This is a genomic window from Herbaspirillum sp. GCM10030257 (genome assembly GCF_042666555.1).
GTDB lineage: Bacteria > Pseudomonadota > Gammaproteobacteria > Burkholderiales > Burkholderiaceae_D > Noviherbaspirillum.
Genome location: NZ_JBHTDH010000001.1, coordinates 191,417 through 208,487, shown reverse-complemented (window position 1 = coordinate 208,487; position 17,071 = coordinate 191,417). Strand labels below are relative to the sequence as shown.

Sequence of the window (17,071 nt, the reverse complement as noted above, 5' to 3'; positions counted from 1 at the left end):
TGCCGATTTCCTGTTTTGCCATTATCTTGAACCAGGCCGACATCCTGTCGTAAAAACTACGACAGAAGCACGTCACATTGACGACAATCGGATCAGAAATCACTGATAGTGTATATAGGCCGCATCTCATAATATTGCGTTGCAACTAGCGGTCAATTCGGCGTGCAGACGACTTGTGACCGCCTGCGCGTTGATTCAAGATACTGATTCATACCAACCATCGCATTAAGTGCCTTAGACATATCGACGGCCGATCGAATTTGAGTGTTCAAATGAAAAGAAAGTTGTCGATAGCGGAGAGCTGTTTCGATTAGCGATATGCCTCTCAAAAGCATTGGAGAATGTAGCATCGCATCTCGCGTCCATCCGTACTGTGCAGTTTGTGCCACACGCATCGGCGTTCCCCTATGGCGAAACGCTTGCGACCGGCGATCGTCAAGTGCCTTCTCGTTTCAACTTCAATCGATTCGACTTGATCTGATTGCTGGCAGCGCCAGCCCCAGAGTTGGCCGCCCGTATTCATCCTCACTTACAAAAAATTCAACGGTATAGGAGACCGTCGTGTCTAACCGGTTTTCACGCATTCTCATTGTCGACGACGAACCTAAAAACATCCGGATGATCCAGACCATGCTGGCTCCGGAAGGGTATATCCTCCAATCGGCGACTAGCGGTCGAGAGGCTCTGTCCATCGTCGCAGAATCGCCACCGGATTTGATTCTGCTTGATGCACTGATGCCTGAAATGAACGGATTTCAGGTGGCGCGCCAGCTTAAGCTGAATTCCGAGACGACATCGATTCCTGTCGTGATGGTAAGTGCGCTCGATGATCGCCAGTCCGGGATGCTAGGTCTGAATGCAGGTGCCATCGACTTTTTGTCCAAGCCGGTAGACCGATTTGAATTGTCGATGCGGATACGTAACCTGTTGCGATTAAAGGAGTACAGCGACATTGTCAGCAACAATAATCGCTTGCTGACACAACAGGTAAATGACCAGAAAGTCCTTCTTACGCATGCCGAACAGCGCTTTCGGGAATTTGCCGATTCCATACCACATATCCTTTGGACAGCGAAACCTGACGGATCGCTCGATTACCTGAATCAGGTCTACACAGACTGTACCGGGGTAACCCTGGATGATACCGGCGATAGCTGGCTGGCTGCGCTCCATCCGGACGACGTTGAGCGCTGTGTTGCAGCGTGGGACGAGTCAGTGAGTACCGGTAACGTGTACGACATCGAGTTCCGCGTTATCCATGTCGACTCGGGCGAATATCATTGGTATGCAGTCACCGCCAAGCCAGTCATGGATGCAGCGGGAAAAATAGTAAAGTGGTATGGCATCGCCACCAATATCCATGAGCGAAAGATCGCCGATCAACGAGCCCAGTCACTAGCACATCGCCTGAATACGACACTGGAGAATATGTCGGACGGCTTTGTGTTACTGGATCAGGACTGGCATGTCAGTTATATGAACGGCATGGCAGAACGCATGCTGAAGAAGCCAAGATCCAGCGTGCTCGGGAAAGTGGTGTGGGATGAATTTCCTGAATTGGTAGAAAGCAGGATATACCGTGAATGCCAACGCGCGGTAGCAACGGCATCTGCAGTTGAATCGGAATTCTTTTCCCCTCTTGTCGATCGCTGGTTTGAAGTCAAGGTCTATCCCTCGGAAGACGGCGTATCCGTCTACGTCCGCGACATTACTGAACGTAAGAACGCGGAATCTGAAATCCTGCGCCTCGCGTTCTATGACCAGTTGACGGGGCTGCCTAACCGACAACTGCTGCGTGACCGCTTGCAACGTGCCATGCTAAAAAGTAAGCGCACTCACCGTATGGGAGCGGTGATGTTCGTCGATCTGGATAACTTCAAGCTTCTCAACGATACGCAAGGCCATCAAAAGGGGGATGTGCTGTTACAAGAGTCAGCCAGGCGATTGACTGCGTGCGTAAGGGAAATTGATACGGTGGCGCGTCTTGGTGGTGATGAATTTGTCGTGCTCGTTGAAGAACTCAGCGATGATGCCATAGAGGCTGCAACCCAGGCAGAGTCGATTGGTGAAAAAATCCTTTCCGCCCTCGGCCAACCCTGTGAAGTTGGCGGATTCCAGCACACCAGCACGGCGAGCATTGGCATCACACTGCTGGACAGCCAGGTCAGTAGCATCGACGAATTGCTCAAGCGTGCAGATCTGGCGATGTACCGGGCCAAGGCGGCCGGTCGCAATACAGCCCGCTTTTATGATCCAGCAATGCAGGATGCTGTCAGCACAATAGTGGCGCTGGAAACCGGTTTGCGAGAAAGCATCCAGAACAACATGTTCGTCTTGCATTACCAACCCCAGTTGAACAATCAGGGACAGGCTATCGGTGCCGAAGCGCTGTTACGATGGACCCATCCGGCATACAAGAACGTCCCGCCAAATGTGTTTATTCCGGTCGCAGAGGACTGCGGGCTGATTATCCATTTGGGCCACTGGGTGCTGGAAGCAGCGTGCGCACAACTGGTGAAATGGGCGCAGGCACCGCATACAGCGCAACTTACGCTTGCGGTGAACGTGAGCGCCCGCCAGTTCCATCAACCTGAATTTGTCAGCGATGTGCTGGATACAGTTCGTCGGAGCGGGGCCAATCCTGAAATGCTCAAACTGGAGCTGACCGAGACCGTTCTGGTCAAGGACATCGAGGATGCTGTCACCAAGATCTCTGCGTTGAAAGAACATGGCATCCGGTTTTCCCTCGATGACTTTGGTACAGGATATTCGTCACTCTCCTACCTAAGGTACCTGCCACTGGAGCAGTTAAAGCTTGATCGCTCCTTCATCGGCAGGATTCCCGACAATGCGACTGATGCCGCCATCGTGCAAGCCATCATTGCAATGGGCCATAACCTTGGTTTGACCATAATTGCCGAAGGAGTTGAAACCGAGCCCCAGCTGGAATTTCTATCCAGGCACGGCTGCAATGCCTATCAAGGTTTTTTGTTCTCCAAGCCTGTCATCATCGATGAATTCATGATGTACATACAGAACGGGAAAGACGCGCGCTAGAACGGCGCAACGGTGTGCACTTCTAAGGCACATGTCTGCAATTGCAGGCATGTGCCTATCCGCGCAAGACTCGCTTTACTCATGGTGGCTTCGTACGGCTTAACTGCTTGATACGGGATCCAGCCCTTTCTCATTCTGCACCAGCCTTGACATCAGCGAACAGTCCGTCACGCACCCTTGCGCCGGTTAAACCACAGGCCAGTTATTACCAGAAGCAAGGTGGCCGCTTGCAGGGCCAATCCCTGTGAAGTGGGATGAATGCCCAGCAACGGCAGCGAGAAGAAGTTGACGAGGGTGGAAGGCAGCACGCCGGCTTCCTGCAGCGCTGCTACACCGTTGCCGACAAACACGATCGCCATCAATGCCAGCAGTCCGGATGTCGCCGCGAAGAATGGGCCAATCGGGAGGCGCACGCTGTAGCGCAGGATGCCGCCACCAAGCAGTATCAGAAGGATTGCCGCCGCGATGATGCCGCCGATGACCGCTCCCTGTCCCTCCGCGTCGACCTGGGCCCACAGGGTTTCATAGAACAGAATGACCTCGAACAGTTCACGATAAACGGCAAGAAAGGAAATGCCTGCCATGGCCCACCGTGTACGTCTGCCGAGTGCCGCGTTGACATGATCACGAATGAAGTTTTGCCAGGCCTGCGCATTGGAGCGGCTGTGCAGCCAGTAACCGACATACAAGAGCATGGCGGCCGCGAGCAGGGCAGTAAATCCTTCCGTCAGTTCACGGTTGGCGCCTGAGATGCTGAGAACATAGCGCGCCACCAGCCAGGTGACGATACCTAGCGCTACCGCGCCCATCCACCCTGCATGGATGTAGGGCAGCGCATCGCGCCGGCCGGTCTTGACCACAAATGCCGTGATCGCGGACAGCACCAGGATGGCTTCCAGTCCTTCGCGCAGCAGGATCAGCAGCGAGCTGACAAAGGCAGCGGTGGGCGAGAGATTGCCGCCGGAAAGCTTTTCTTCGGCGCGTTCGAGTAATGCATTGATGCGTTTGACCTGCTCGGAAATCGCGTCTGCCGGCTTGCCATCGCCGACCGCGGCGCGAAGTGCCATCATTTCGCGTTCGATGTCCGTGCGCAGCGGTGCATCAACGTTATCCAGCGCACTTTCTACCAGTTCAAAGCCTTCCAGATAAGCGGCAATCGCAAGTTGACGCGCGGCTTCGCGCTCACCCTTGCGGTATGCCTGTTCAGTCTCTTCCAACTTGGTACGCGTGAAATCAAGTGGCGCCGGTTTGGCTGCCTGGATGGCATCCGGATGGCGCGTCAGATAGGCGCGCACAGCGTCCAGGTTGCCATCTTTGTCCGCGACTTCGTTTGGCGTCAGCGTTACAAGCGGCTGCATGCCCGTGAACAGCGTCTTGCCTTTACCCTGACGCCAGGCGGCCTCGCCTTTTGCCACGCTGTCGTCATCACTGCGCAAACTGCCGACAAAGAACGCGAGCGCCCAGCGGTCAGCTTCGGAAAACTCACTGAATGCGCGCATCGGCGTACCGCCGACGCCTAGGCTGATTGTGTTGTACAAGCCGTACAGACTGCGCTGCGTCATCCGTGCTTCGTCATGGAAGTCACTGGGCGAAGGCTCCATGCCTTTTGCGAGGGGGCCGTCACCGCGACCCTCGGCGCCATGACATGCCGCGCATTGTGCGGCGAACAGGCGTGCGCCTTGCGTCAGATCGGGCGTCTGCCTTGGAACGACACTTAGCTTATAAGCGCGGATGATATCGGCGCGCAGTCTGCCCGACAGCGCCGAGACTTCTGATCCCGCTGCCTTGGCGTCGATTTTCGCAAGTAGTTGCCGCGCGTCGTTCAGCAGCGCCGTATGACCTGCAACCACCGGCAGTTGCGCAAGCAGCGCAAGGGATTGTGTCGCAAATTCGCGCTGCTCCTGGTATTCCTCGGCATTCATGATCTTGCCGTCCTGCACAAACTCGGGATAATCCACGCCGATATAGTCCAGCATGTGGACAACAGTTTGAGCTTTTTCGTTGTCGCCGGGTGCTGCGACGGCAGGCATGCTGATAGTCACGATACAGGCCACGATAAACAGTAGCATGCAGGCGCGCAGTAAAAGGGCGTTGCTCGGCAGCGCGTGTCGGACAGGCGGTTTCATGGAATGACTTGATCTGGGCTTTGGTCGACGTGGGCTGCCTGACCTGCATGATCCAGGTAGACGCTCTGTTTGATGATGCATAGGAATACGCTTATCCGAAACAATCCGGCTGTTGCAGAACGTGTCGCAAGCGAAGTCATGAGCGAGATCATTTTCGCTCGTCCTTCAATGCGGTCGCGGTAGTCGATAATTCGTCGAGACTTTTCGATAGTGTCGACATGCTTGGATTATCAATGAACATGCAGCGCGTTCCAGTGCGCTTGCAATGTTCCTTGACTCGCCAGTACGCGTTGTGACTGATGCAGCCGGTCTGGCAAATGACAAGGTCGGCTGCCGCAAGGCTGTTATCGAGTTGCTTGAGGTTGTCTTGCCGTCCGCCGTCATGATGCGCGAACCGGCCACCCACGTGTTCGATCAGCTTGCGATAGCCGGCCACGTTGCCGTCGCGCCCGCCGACGCATAGCACGTGCTTCCTGGCGAGCGCCACGGTGCCCGTAGCGTCTTCATGTGTCGATGCCTGCGGCACGGTAACTTCGTTTTGGGGCAGATTGCTGTTGGCTGCTTCTCCTGGGATCATTGTGCATGCCATTTTCGCCATCATGTTCTGCTGCTCAAGCATGGCAACACGTTCCTGTAATCGTGCAATCTGCTGTTTAAGCTGCAAGCGAGGCAACAGGTCGGGAACCGCTTGCTTCAGGTCGTCGAGTTCCGCGCGCAGGCTGCCGATCAAAGTATCCTTGGCGATGTTGTCAGCGCGTGCACGTATCAATGCTGCATCGAGCCACTCCAGTTTTTCGAGCTTTTCCTTTTGTACTCGCTTGCTTCGTTCCTGGGTGCGGCGCAGCTCATCGGCCAGTTCCTGATTTTCTTTCTTCATGGCGGCAAGCCGGACACGGCTTTCGCGCATTTCCGCGCCCGCCTGGTGCTGAAGCATATGCATGTCGCGACACAGGCGCTCCTCCAGCACCGCATGGCATCGGCCGTGCGTGACAGCTGCCCAGAACGCGCCGGCGATATCACCGGAATCAAGTGCCTGCATCCACAGGCCTTCCAGTTCTTCTGCCGTTTTCGCCGCTCTGAAGCGCACGATCGTCAAAGCATGCCGTTGGTCCAGCTCGCGCTGCAGAAGCTTGGTAAACGGGCTGCGGCCGGGGCAGGCGGCCACCGTCCTTGTATGTGCCTCGTAATCGCTCAATTCCATGCACGGCCCCACGGCCTTTGCTAGCAATCTGTGCAGCGTCGCCAGTGGCAGGCACACGCCGATCAACGGACAGTGACAATGCGACGACAACTCCCAAAGGCGACGCCGGGCAAATCCGGATGGCGTCGACTGCGGTTGAGGGCAGGAAGTAGAAAGAGTGCGTTCTGTACGACACATGAATTGACTCCATTGCAAAAGCGGCCAGGGAAAGGTGGCTGGAGGCTTCCTTTGGTATCTCATTATAAATGAGAATTATTCGCATTTGTTTTGCTTTGCAATGCGAGCGCTGTGAAGTGTTTCCGTAAGTACAAGGATTTAGGGATGGTCTAAAAGTGCAAAGTGTCCAGCGAACGGATGTAGAGACCTACAAGTCATTCGCCCCATTCACGAAAGGCAAGCATTGAATCGGATCAGACAGGGGATGGTTTTTCGTTCTGAAAGGATGGCGCTTTCCGATGCAATGGAGTCAGCTCAAAAAAAGCCTTGAAGCAAGTTTTGCCGAGTCGGTGCGAGGGCGTGTGGAAGTATGGGCCACACGCTACCGGCATGCCCATGAGCAGGCAGGCGAAGCATGGATTACCTTCGATAAACACAGGCTGGACGCCGACCCTGATCGTACTGCGGTGTAGTTACGCCTGCGTTCGTGCCGCCTCATGTTCCAACACTCGTTGCGAGCATTTCCAGACACGGAGCCGATGCGTTTGTAGAAACGTTTAGATATCTGCATGACTGACAGGAAGCGCACGAACAAAAACTTTGCATGTGCCTGAATCCGTTTTTCTACCTGCCGCGTATATCCCTTCGCAGTGCCAATTCAAACCAATCACACGAAGGAAGACCCATCATGCGCAAACTGACCGCAGCAATCATTATCGCCTCTGCATTTTCCACCGCACCTTTCGCCATGGCCGAGAATACCGTTATGGTGGGCGGACAAAGCATGCTCCCGACAAAAGACATCGTGGACAACGCCGTCAACTCAGCCGATCACACCACCCTGGTCACAGCCGTGAAGGCAGCTGGTCTGGTCGATACTCTAAAGGGCAAAGGACCGTTTACTGTGTTCGCGCCTACTAACGCCGCATTCGGCAAACTTCCTGCCGGGACAGTCGACACACTGCTCAAACCCGAGAACAAGGCGACACTGACCAAAGTGCTGACATACCACGTTGTCCCCGGAAAATATGATTTCAGCAGCCTGCAGCAGGAAATCAAGAAACAGAATGGCAAAGCAACACTTGCTACAGCAGCAGGCGGCAAGCTGACGTTTGCCATGAACGGCATGCATAACATTCAGGTGATGGATGAGAAGGGCGCCGCCGCCAACATCAGTACCTATGATGTCATGCAGTCGAATGGCGTTATCAATGTGGTGGATACCGTGCTGATGCCGCAGTAAACAGCGTAAGGCCCGCTATACCACGCGCGGCTATTCCAAACCATAGCGAGAGCATGAAGTGACGCCTGACGGCGCCTTTCTTCCGGGAGACTGTCTCGCCCGTTCATGTCGCCGCACTACCTTGTGGCGCTGCTGCTCTCGTGCCAATTTACGGGGAAACCATGTATCGATCACGTCAGTTCAAAGTCCTTGCAACCGCCACCCAGGCCTGCGCCATTGCACTCCTTACCGCATGCGGCTCGATGTCATCCATGTCGCCCGTGACGAGTACCTATTCACAGGATTCGCTCCCGGATGCAATCAAGGTCCCGAGCGGAAATAAGGTAGCGCTGGAGACGGTTGGGGTGGGCGAAATTACTTACGAATGCCGCGACAAGGCAAACGCTGCGGGTCAGACCGAATGGGTGTTTGTTGGCCCGAAGGCGGCGCTCAATGATCGCGGCGGCAAACAGCTTGGCAGTTACTATGGCCCGCCGGCCACTTGGGAAGCCATGGATGGTTCGAAGGTAACCGGCGCGCAGTTGGCTGTCGCACCGGCAGGTACCGGCAACCTGCCTTACCAACTCGTCAAGGCAAACCCTGCCAGTGGCAGCGGTCTGATGAATGGTATTACTTTCATTCAGCGCGTCGCCCTGAAAGGGGGCGTAGCGCCGGCATCAGAATGCAAGGTTGCGACGAAGGGAAAACGCGAGATCGTCAGGTATCAGGCTGACTATATATTCTGGAAGGCCGCCTGATTTACCATCACCGACAGGGCCGCCGGTCATGCCGCCGGCGAGATGTTGGCACTTAGCTACGTGAAAATCACTTGGGGAGTGAATCTATGTTGAAGATCGGAAAATTGACCGAAGGCTCGTAGCCGCTAATTTTTCGGACCAAGAATTGTTTTATGAACCCGTGGTCTATTGCTTCAATAGAAACTGAGCTGAGGGCCATGTATGTTCATTGAAATTGGTGATGGTTGGCACGTCAACCTGGCGCATATCGCAAAGATTCATGTTGTAGACCAAGGTGGTGCCGGAACCATTCTTAAGCTTTACTCGCTGACCAACGACCATCTTGGCGACTTCAATGCGAAAAGTCCGGAAGAACTGATGCGGGTGCTTAACCTGGTACATTCCTACGGCAAAATGCCGACGCCGGAGTAAGGCTATTCAATCGGGGACGATGTTACGCCAACAAGCGCAGCACTGCAGCTATCTTCACGCACTAGCGAGCGATCATTGTGTCTTACCATCACAATGGCCTTTCCTGCTTTCTATTGCCAATAAGAATCATCGTTAATGTCAGCCCTAGGCCAAACTGATTAACGATGTTGATAATAAAGTGGTGCTGGTATTCCTTCCGACCGCCAGCTCCGGTGGATGCGGCCTGTTCACTAAAGACGCCGGCTTACTCGTCGAGTTGCATGGGGTGGCATGTTACAGAAACGGGCGCGACTACATCCCTAAGCCTGCTGGTTTATTGTTATGAATCAAATTTTGCAGAAATTGACAGGTGTAAATATAAGATCAAAACGCGAGGCGCAACGCCGTGTCGGCTCGATGCGACGATAAAGGTAACAAATTGGTACAAGCGAGCGATTCCCGGGAATACACATCTAAGATGGATAAATTACCCGAGGTCTATGATGAAGCGTCTTCTGATTCCGGTTTTTATTGCCATGGCACTTTCCGGATGTGCTGTCGTACCGTATGACCAGCCATACGGAGCTTATTCTTCCGCTCCCGTCTATTCCCAACAATCCGCCTATCCTCAAGCTTATCCGGTCGACCCTGTTTATGCTGCGCCGGCTCCTGTGTATGCGGCCCCCGTTTACGTAGGGCCGCCTGTGTATTTCGGCTTTGGCCTGAATTTCCGCAGTGGTGGGGGACATCATCATCACCATCGACGCGGTTATGGACGCGGATATGGCGGCTGGCGGCGTTAAGTCCTGTCGTCACGCTTGGAACGGTACAGCGTCTCGCAGAAGCATCGCGCACGCTCGTTCTCGGCGCTTGTTAAGCACGGAGTGAGTGTCCAGGCACGAGATAAGGCCGGTAGCCTTGCGGTATGATTGTCTATTCCGATTGTTCGAAGGACGGTTATGCAAGCCTATATTGAAGTGCTTCACAAATACATGAAAGCGCTGGGAGAGAGCGACTACGGCACCATCGTCGATCTCTTCGCCCCCGATGGCAAAGTGCTGTCACCATTTCTCGGCGAAATGCACGCCGGCCCATTCTTTGCACGCTTGCAGGGCGCATCCACGCGTAACCTCATCACACCCATCGACGTATTCACCAGCACGACAGGTTCCAATCGCGCCACCGCCTATTTTCAGTACGACTGGACTGTCACCGACGGCACTCTGATCACCTTCAAGGTCATGGACTTGTTCGAGTTTGAAGAAGGGAGCGATAAGGTAAGTTACCTTACCCTTATCTATGATACCCATCCGATTCGCGCTACCGCCGGCAATAAATATGAGGCGAGCTGAGCGAATGGGCGAAAGCGCTCTAACTTAAATCCTTGCCTCGCCCATCAATACGATATCAATTTTTGCACTGAGCACGATTAAGTAATCCGAGTAAAAAATGCGCAGTGATCTTTGCGTTATTTTTCGGCAAAGCCGGCATCATTGATTTCTACACTGCTGTGCAATTCAGGAAATACTTTGGCTATTTTGCCGAGCAGATAATCGCCATAGGTGCCTGAAAATGCATGGACGTTCGCGCGGTCCCATCGCGCGGCACTATCGTCGGGTGCACCAGGCAAGCCTTCGATGGGACGGACCATGGCATCGAAGCTCGGGTCGAAAAAGAAAGGAAAGGAAAGACGGTCGCGTCCGGAGTTGTTCAGCGCCACACGGTGAGGCGTCGAGCGGTAGCGCCCGCCCGTAATGCGGTCGAGCATATCGCCGATATTGCAGACAAAGCTTTCGGGCACTGGCGGCGCATCGATCCAGCCTTCCGTGGTTTTTATCTGAAGTCCACCGACATCATCCTGCGCAAGAATGGTAAGCAATCCGTAATCGGTATGCTCGCCAACACCCCAAAGCACCTCCATGTCCTCTGGTGCAGGGCGGCTTGGATAATTAAAGATCCTGAACAAGATCAAAGGATCAGTCGTGTAGCGCGCCGCAAAATAATCAGCCGGTAAATCAAGGCTCAGGGCAATGCCTTCCATCAGCCGATGCGCGACGCTGGTGAGCGCGTCAAGGTAAGTCAGCACCGTTTCTCTGAAACCAGTCAACGCGGGGAACAGGCTTGGTCCATGCAGCGGTATGCCTGCGTGCACTCTGCGATCGTCTGGGCCTAGTTCGGTTCCAAGGTACAGTCCTTCCTTCCAGTCCGGCCGGTTTGACGTCAGCTCATTGCCGACGGCAAAGTAGCCTCGCCATGCCTTGCCGCCGAGTGCCATGCGCAAGCGCATCTTGTCATCCTCACTCTGCGAGAAAAACACACGGCTGAGAGACTCGAGACGCGCCCGTAAAGCCGGGTCGACACCATGGCCGACGATATAGAAAAATCCGTGCAGACGGCAGGCTGCGCCGATCTGTCGTGCGACCTCATCGCGACCGGATGACCTTGCGACCAAAGGCGAGATATCAATGACGGGAACTTGCATCAGAACTCCTGAAAAAATATTCGGATATCGGTAAGCAATCGCGGCGCGCGCATGTTGCGGTCACATAAAAATCCATGTCGAGACATTCTCTGGATCCGACGCTCTCGGTATCTTACCTTGATCCAAAAACAGGCGGTGCTTGCCCTTTCGAGCGGAAGAAGCATTTCATGCTTCACGTGTCATTCTTCTGCTCATGATCTGGTATGCCATCAAGCACTCTGGCGTTGATGCATCATTACGATCCGACTGAACGTGGATCAGGCACGTCACTTGCATCACGCATTGGCGAAAGGAGATTGCGTGGCACAAGTGCTCAATGGATACCAGATGATCAGGGCAGACGGCTTGCGCCTTTACACGCAGGTCGCGGGTAAAGGCCGTCCAGTCATCCTGTTGCACGGCTTTCCCGAGAATGCGCATTCCTGGCGCCACCAGATTCCGGCATTGGCGTCAGCCGGTTTTTCCGTCTGGGCACCCAACCTGCGCGGTTATCCGCCGTCGGATGTATCAGCCCAGCGCCGTGACTACAATCTGAACAAGCTGGTGAACGATGTCGCCGCCGTCGTCAGCGCAACAGGGCATCAGCGGGCAACGATCGTCGGGCACGACTGGGGTGGAATCATTGCCTGGGCCTTTGCTGGTGCTTATCCTGCCATGCTTGATAAGCTCGTCATTCTCAATGCGCCGCACATGCAGGTGTACATGGAAAAAGTCTGGCGCACGTCGCAATTCTTGCGTAGCACTTATGTCGGCTTTTTCCAGTTGCCTTATCTTCCTGAAAAGCTGCTCTCTGCGGGAAACTTTTCATTGGTGCGGCAGATGTTCAAGACCCTTCCCGCTTGCAGAGATGCATTCAGTGACGCAGACATTGCACAGTACGTTGAAAGCTTGTCGCAGCCCGGTGCATTGAAGGCGGCGGTGGACTACTACCGGGAGAACATGATGTCAGACGGCATGGACCTGGCGCGGTCGGCACGCACCGAGGTGCCGTCCCTTGTTATCTGGGGCGAGCGCGATCCGGCGCTTGGCTTGTTCTTGCTGGATGGTGTGGCGCGCTTTGCGCCGCGCGTACGTATCCATCGTATCCCGCGAGCCGGCCACTGGGTACAGAACGAAGCGCCGGACGAGGTTAATCGCGCACTGCTGGCGTTTCTCGGTGTTTCCGTTTGATGTCATCCCTTGCTGTTTCACTCTGGAGTGAATGAGAGCTACATGCGAACCATGTTGAGAATCACACTGGCGACCGTTGCCTTTGCCGCCGTTCATAGCGCCCTGGCGACGCGCACCGCCAAGCAGGCAACCGGCAAGCTTATCGGGAATCATCGGCGCGATGCCGGGTACCGGTTAGTGTTTGTCGGGCAGTCGGTCTTGGGCTTTGCGTGGCTGGTCACGTATGCGGCATCCCTGCCCAAGAAGACGGTGTATCGGATCACTGGCCCTGCTGCGTTGCTCATGCGCCTGGGGCAGGCGGCAGGGGCACTGCATTTGCTGTCAGGTTTGCACGCGATCGGCTTTACACGCTGGGCGGGATTGCGCAATTTCAGCGCGTATCGCGAAGGCCGGCCCATACCTGCCGGACCCGTCGCACAAGGTCCGGAGATTATGGATAACGGCTGCCTCGCCGCCGGAGGACCCTTTCAGTCAAGCAGGCATCCGCTTAATTTTTCCGGCATTCCGCTGTTCTGGCTGACGCCGCACATGACGACGCGCCGGCTTGGATTCAATATCGTCAGTACAGTGTATTTCGTGCTTGGATCGGCGCATGAAGAAGCGCGGCTTGTTGATGCCTATGGCGATGTCTATCGCGCGTATCGCAACAAGGGCATGCCATTTTTCTGGCCGTCATTGCCTTTTGTGAAGACCCCGAAAGATGCAGTTTTGCCTCGGCAATCGCGCTAAGCTTTCCCTCCACTAAACGGAACGTTTGCGGTGCTTCGGGCATCGAAGATTTTTCCAATGTATTAACGAGGATGATATGAACGCAACTTGGATCGTTTCAGCAAATGCAAGCCGGGCAAGGTTCTTTTCCCAGGCACAGCCTTCGGACTCTTTGGAAGAAATCAACGACATGGTCAATGAAGCTTCGCGACTGCGCATGGTGGAAAGTACGGAAAGCGACAAGCGTGGCCCGACCTCCGCATCAAAGAGCATCCATAACACCGGGGCACCGGTACCTGGCAAGACGTACGAACCGCCGCAGACACCTGACAAGCATGAAGCAGAATTGTTTGCCAGGGATATTGCCGATTACCTGTTGCAGGCGCATCGTGATGGAAAGTTCCAGAAGCTTTCATTGGTCGTATCGCCAAAGTTTCTCGGCATGTTGCGAACCTTGCTTGCTCCAGAACTGGAATCGGCTGTGAGTTTTGAAATCGATAAGGACTATACGCAGTTCAGTCCGCAGCAATTGCTGGAGCAAATTCGTGCGCATAACGCGAAGAGCTGATACGCGCCGACTCGTGAAGCTCGTGAGACGCAAGGTTTGCAAGCACATAGCCCTGCATCTTAATGTGGCTTCCGCATGATCTTGACGACAGGTTTCTGCGATGAAAGGAAGCCATGCATGGTCTCGACGGTCGACACAGTATGCCGGTCGTCGGGCAGTACGATTGCACTAACCGCAAACTGGCTCGATCGAATTGCGAAAATGCAAGAAATCTTGGTGTTAAAGCCGTTAGGACAACGACCGTATGACTACGACGGTTATCCTGAGGTCTTGTAGGACAATTCCGAAGAAAGGTTGCGCATCGTCAAGTGTGACCGAGGGATGACAGGCGATACTCTGGTTTCCTTAAATCACTTTTCACCGAGTCCACGATGCATACCGAGTTTACCACTGCAGTCGCTATCGAGAACCTTGTAAACGCCACCCTGGGTGCAGACGCTACTGCACGAGAAGAATATGTATTGCGCCAATCGCTGCTCAATCTTGTGCGTCTGGCCAAAGCGGAATACAAGGTGGAAGTGCAGCGCAGCATGGGCAAGGTATTGCAGGTAATACCATCCGATGCGACGCTCGTAATTTGATTTACTTTGATTGGCTTGCGACCGGGGCGTGCATGAGGCGCCTCCGCATGCACGGCAATAATGCATGTCAGTGCTCACTACTCTTGGGGCATCATTCCCAGTTTTTTACGTGAAGACACACTAGAAATAAGCAGGTAAGACAACCACTATTGCCAGATGTTATCCACGATTACGCATGGACCAAAGCATTGCCCCAACAGAGCAAGCGATATAAAAAAGGATGACCCACTGATCGTGCGCTTCCAGTAATAATGTTTGCATTGCGGCCTCCTTGATAATAAGCATAGGATGCCAGTGGAAAAGTGACGAGCATTGTTCAATCGCAATGTTGTGGTTGTTGATTGAATTGATAGAGGAACTACAATGGCTCGCTGATTCCCTGATGAAACCTTGGCGAACTTCACAGCGCGTGTTTCTTGTTTGGTTTTTTGCACCCGGCTTCCGAGTTTTAATGCGAAGACAAAGCGTCAATGCAACGTTCTGCCTAATTGACGATTGATGATGTATTTCCGGTTCAAAACAAATTACCGCATTGTCATAAATCAATATCGCCTAGAAGCATGCATGATGAAATCATTGCGTGTATTTATAGGGGGAATGGAAATGGTGACTTTGCTTGCTATTTTGCTGTTTGTGCTTGCCGGTGCAACATTCATTCATGCGTACGGCTCCCTGTCATATTTCACCCGAGACGAAGGCGTGTCTGCGTACGCACCACCGACGCTGGAAGATCTTGAACTTTTGCTACTCCGTAGTTAATGGTGTCAACAAAAGGACGCTTCATTTACGTCAGTTTCGTCTTTGGTGAAGCGACAGCAGACATAGGCTTTGCATGTAGAAACTGGTTAGTCTGCAGCAATGGCCGATGAGAGAAATGCGGCGTGGCCAACTCGCGTCTAATACCAATCCCAACCTATAACGTGACAAATGAGATCGATGGATTTTTTTGACTGGCAAGGCGCAGGAGGAGTCAATAGCGGGCTATTGACGACGAGTGCAACGCAGGCAGGCGGGAAAAGACGCGATGTCATGGTGCGTTATGGGTTGGGATTGGTATAACTCACAGTGCTGATACAAAAACACCGCGGCCGTCTTTATGACGGCCGCGGTGTTTTTTACTTCTGCCTGCTGCTTTACTGATTCGCTAATGCTTGATTAGTGAAAAGATTTATAAGCCTTTCGAATCGTAGTGACTGCAACCGGTAATTCTTCATAGCCTTCAAGATCGGCTGGCTGGTTGACCCGTGGCACATAGCCCCATTGAGAAGAGCGGACCATCTGGATGTACTTCATTTCAAGGTCGCCAGCCTGCTTGAGTGTCTCGAGAGCTTCCTGTTCAATTTCGTGAATCAGGCGCCAGGTCAGCACGCGTCCGGCAGTGCGGTGGCGTTCTGCGATGTTAGTGATAGCGACGTCCAGACGTGCTTTTACTGCGTTAAGTTTGTAGCCTTCAAACAAGTTCATCATGACAACAACTGCGATACTGTATGGGTGCACAGTATAAGCGAAAACGGGCCTTTACGGACGCAGGATTACCGCAGTTTTCACTCTGTATTGCCAGTCTGCGAGGGTGGATTTTGTGTTAGTGATCAAGCGGCTTTTCGGTGTGCGAAACAGCCGCTTGATTGATGAATAAACAGGCAACGTGACGGGCCTGACAAGTGGACAATGTGGCGCAGCAAAAACCACGTTGTCCTGCCTTTTGTTGAACAGGCAACGTGACGGGCCTGACAAGTGGACAATGTGGCGCAGCAAAAACCACGTTGTCCTGCCTTTTGTTGATTAGTTGCTTACATTATGGAAGGGCTGGCTTGTGTTGCGCCGATATTTCCGTTGCGCGTGCGGTTCATCGCGATGATGCCTGCGCCTAACGCTGCAAGGCCAAGTACCGTGCGGAAAGAAGGTCGTGGCATCCAGCGTATTGCCTGCACCATCAGTTCGGGTGGCGCTTCACGCTGCGGATCGGAATGCGCAGCCTGTGCTATACCGGCAAAGATGGGGGCCTGTTCCATGAACAGTTCAGTCATGGCGCGCATAAAAGAAATGATGTCCTGTGGTCCCCGACTGGTGACAAGGTTGCCGTCGCGGACTACCTCTGCATCGAGCCAGGTTGCACCGGCATTGACAATATCGTCGCGAATACCCGGCCAGGATGTCATGGTGCGGCCAGCCGCCAGCCCGGCAGAAGCAAGCACCCAGGGTCCATGGCATAGCGTTGCAATCGGTTTGCGCCTTTGGTCAAAGGCGCGTACAAAAGCCCGAGCCTCTGCCGACTGACGCAGAAGGTCCGGACTGATGAAGCCGCCTGGTATCAGCAAGCCGTCGTAGCGAGCCGGGTCTGCCTTGCGCAGTGTCTTATTGACGCGCACCTTGCTCGCCGGTTCATGCAGGTTGACCCCACGGATACTGCCGGAATGCAATGACACAATGTCGACGACAGCGCCTTCCGCTTCTAGCGCCGCAACCGGTGCGGTCAGTTCGATTTTTTCAAAGCCGTCGGCTGCTAGCACGGCAATGCGACGGCCCTTAAGGGCGTTTGAATTCGGCATGGTTTCTCCTTGTTGGAAAGACAAACTGGATAACTGAACACTGACGAAGACAAGACCTGCTGCAACGCAGCAGATAACAAGCTCGCATGGCCATTCTGATATC

The 17,071-nt window shown here is 54.0% G+C and carries 17 protein-coding genes; 12 read left to right on the top strand and 5 right to left on the bottom strand.

Annotated features, from left to right (window positions below; translation table 11 throughout):
* Positions 1–561: 561 nt before the first annotated feature.
* A complete protein-coding gene (locus ACFQUU_RS00940) occupies positions 562–3,057 on the top strand; it encodes an EAL domain-containing protein (protein ID WP_382241294.1) in 2,496 nt (831 codons plus the stop codon).
* Between the two features lie 167 nt (positions 3,058–3,224).
* On the opposite strand, the gene ACFQUU_RS00935 is transcribed toward ACFQUU_RS00940, so the two are convergent.
* The gene (locus ACFQUU_RS00935; protein WP_382241291.1) at positions 3,225–5,183 is read right to left on the bottom strand and encodes a cytochrome c/FTR1 family iron permease; all 1,959 of its coding nucleotides are present in this window, start codon (positions 5,181–5,183) and stop codon (positions 3,225–3,227) included.
* Between the two features lie 148 nt (positions 5,184–5,331).
* Entirely contained in the window at positions 5,332–6,561 is a 1,230-nt protein-coding gene (locus tag ACFQUU_RS00930) for a DUF2325 domain-containing protein (protein ID WP_382241288.1), read from the bottom strand.
* 278 nt (positions 6,562–6,839) lie between these two features.
* Here ACFQUU_RS00930 and ACFQUU_RS00925 point away from each other — a divergent pair, with 278 nt between their 5' ends.
* The 6 genes from ACFQUU_RS00925 (at position 6,840) to ACFQUU_RS00900 (ending at position 10,262) form a co-directional block, all read left to right on the top strand.
* Positions 6,840–7,013, top strand: coding sequence for a hypothetical protein (locus ACFQUU_RS00925; protein ID WP_382241285.1), 174 nt, complete (start codon positions 6,840–6,842; stop codon positions 7,011–7,013).
* A 215-nt stretch (positions 7,014–7,228) separates the two neighbouring features.
* Positions 7,229–7,783 (top strand): fasciclin domain-containing protein, encoded by a 555-nt coding sequence (locus ACFQUU_RS00920; RefSeq protein WP_382241282.1) that lies wholly within the window; start codon positions 7,229–7,231, stop codon positions 7,781–7,783.
* A gap of 161 nt (positions 7,784–7,944) precedes the next feature.
* On the top strand, positions 7,945–8,520 hold the full coding sequence (locus tag ACFQUU_RS00915) for a DUF3455 domain-containing protein (protein WP_382241279.1): 576 nt from the start codon (positions 7,945–7,947) through the stop codon (positions 8,518–8,520).
* A 201-nt stretch (positions 8,521–8,721) separates the two neighbouring features.
* The gene (locus tag ACFQUU_RS00910) at positions 8,722–8,931 is read left to right on the top strand and encodes a hypothetical protein (protein ID WP_382241276.1); all 210 of its coding nucleotides are present in this window, start codon (positions 8,722–8,724) and stop codon (positions 8,929–8,931) included.
* Between the two features lie 479 nt (positions 8,932–9,410).
* Positions 9,411–9,713 carry a hypothetical protein gene (locus ACFQUU_RS00905; RefSeq protein ID WP_382241273.1) on the top strand — a complete coding sequence of 101 codons (303 nt, stop codon included), beginning with the start codon at positions 9,411–9,413 and terminating at the stop codon, positions 9,711–9,713.
* Positions 9,714–9,869: 156 nt separating this feature from the next.
* A complete protein-coding gene (locus tag ACFQUU_RS00900) occupies positions 9,870–10,262 on the top strand; it encodes a nuclear transport factor 2 family protein (RefSeq protein ID WP_382241271.1) in 393 nt (130 codons plus the stop codon).
* 116 nt (positions 10,263–10,378) lie between these two features.
* On the opposite strand, the gene ACFQUU_RS00895 is transcribed toward ACFQUU_RS00900, so the two are convergent.
* Entirely contained in the window at positions 10,379–11,392 is a 1,014-nt protein-coding gene (locus ACFQUU_RS00895; protein WP_382241268.1) for an isopenicillin N synthase family dioxygenase, read from the bottom strand.
* Positions 11,393–11,692: 300 nt separating this feature from the next.
* Between ACFQUU_RS00895 and ACFQUU_RS00890 the strand changes: the two genes are divergently transcribed.
* From ACFQUU_RS00890 to ACFQUU_RS00870, 5 genes are all read left to right on the top strand, one after another.
* On the top strand, positions 11,693–12,562 hold the full coding sequence (locus ACFQUU_RS00890) for an alpha/beta fold hydrolase (RefSeq protein ID WP_382241265.1): 870 nt from the start codon (positions 11,693–11,695) through the stop codon (positions 12,560–12,562).
* Between the two features lie 42 nt (positions 12,563–12,604).
* Positions 12,605–13,291 carry a methyltransferase family protein gene (locus tag ACFQUU_RS00885; RefSeq protein WP_382241262.1) on the top strand — a complete coding sequence of 229 codons (687 nt, stop codon included), beginning with the start codon at positions 12,605–12,607 and terminating at the stop codon, positions 13,289–13,291.
* Positions 13,292–13,367: 76 nt separating this feature from the next.
* The gene (locus ACFQUU_RS00880; RefSeq protein WP_382241259.1) at positions 13,368–13,838 is read left to right on the top strand and encodes a host attachment protein; all 471 of its coding nucleotides are present in this window, start codon (positions 13,368–13,370) and stop codon (positions 13,836–13,838) included.
* A gap of 371 nt (positions 13,839–14,209) precedes the next feature.
* Positions 14,210–14,419: a hypothetical protein gene (locus ACFQUU_RS00875; RefSeq protein ID WP_382241256.1), complete on the top strand. Its 210-nt coding sequence runs from the start codon at positions 14,210–14,212 to the stop codon at positions 14,417–14,419.
* A gap of 564 nt (positions 14,420–14,983) precedes the next feature.
* Entirely contained in the window at positions 14,984–15,178 is a 195-nt protein-coding gene (locus ACFQUU_RS00870) for a hypothetical protein (RefSeq protein ID WP_382241253.1), read from the top strand.
* 396 nt (positions 15,179–15,574) lie between these two features.
* Here the strand turns inward: ACFQUU_RS00870 and ACFQUU_RS00865 are convergent, their stop codons facing one another.
* Together ACFQUU_RS00865 and ACFQUU_RS00860 are read right to left on the bottom strand one after the other, a co-directional pair.
* Entirely contained in the window at positions 15,575–15,886 is a 312-nt protein-coding gene (locus tag ACFQUU_RS00865; protein WP_382241250.1) for a DUF2471 family protein, read from the bottom strand.
* 323 nt (positions 15,887–16,209) lie between these two features.
* Entirely contained in the window at positions 16,210–16,968 is a 759-nt protein-coding gene (locus ACFQUU_RS00860; protein ID WP_382241247.1) for a type 1 glutamine amidotransferase domain-containing protein, read from the bottom strand.
* Positions 16,969–17,071: the final 103 nt, after the last annotated feature.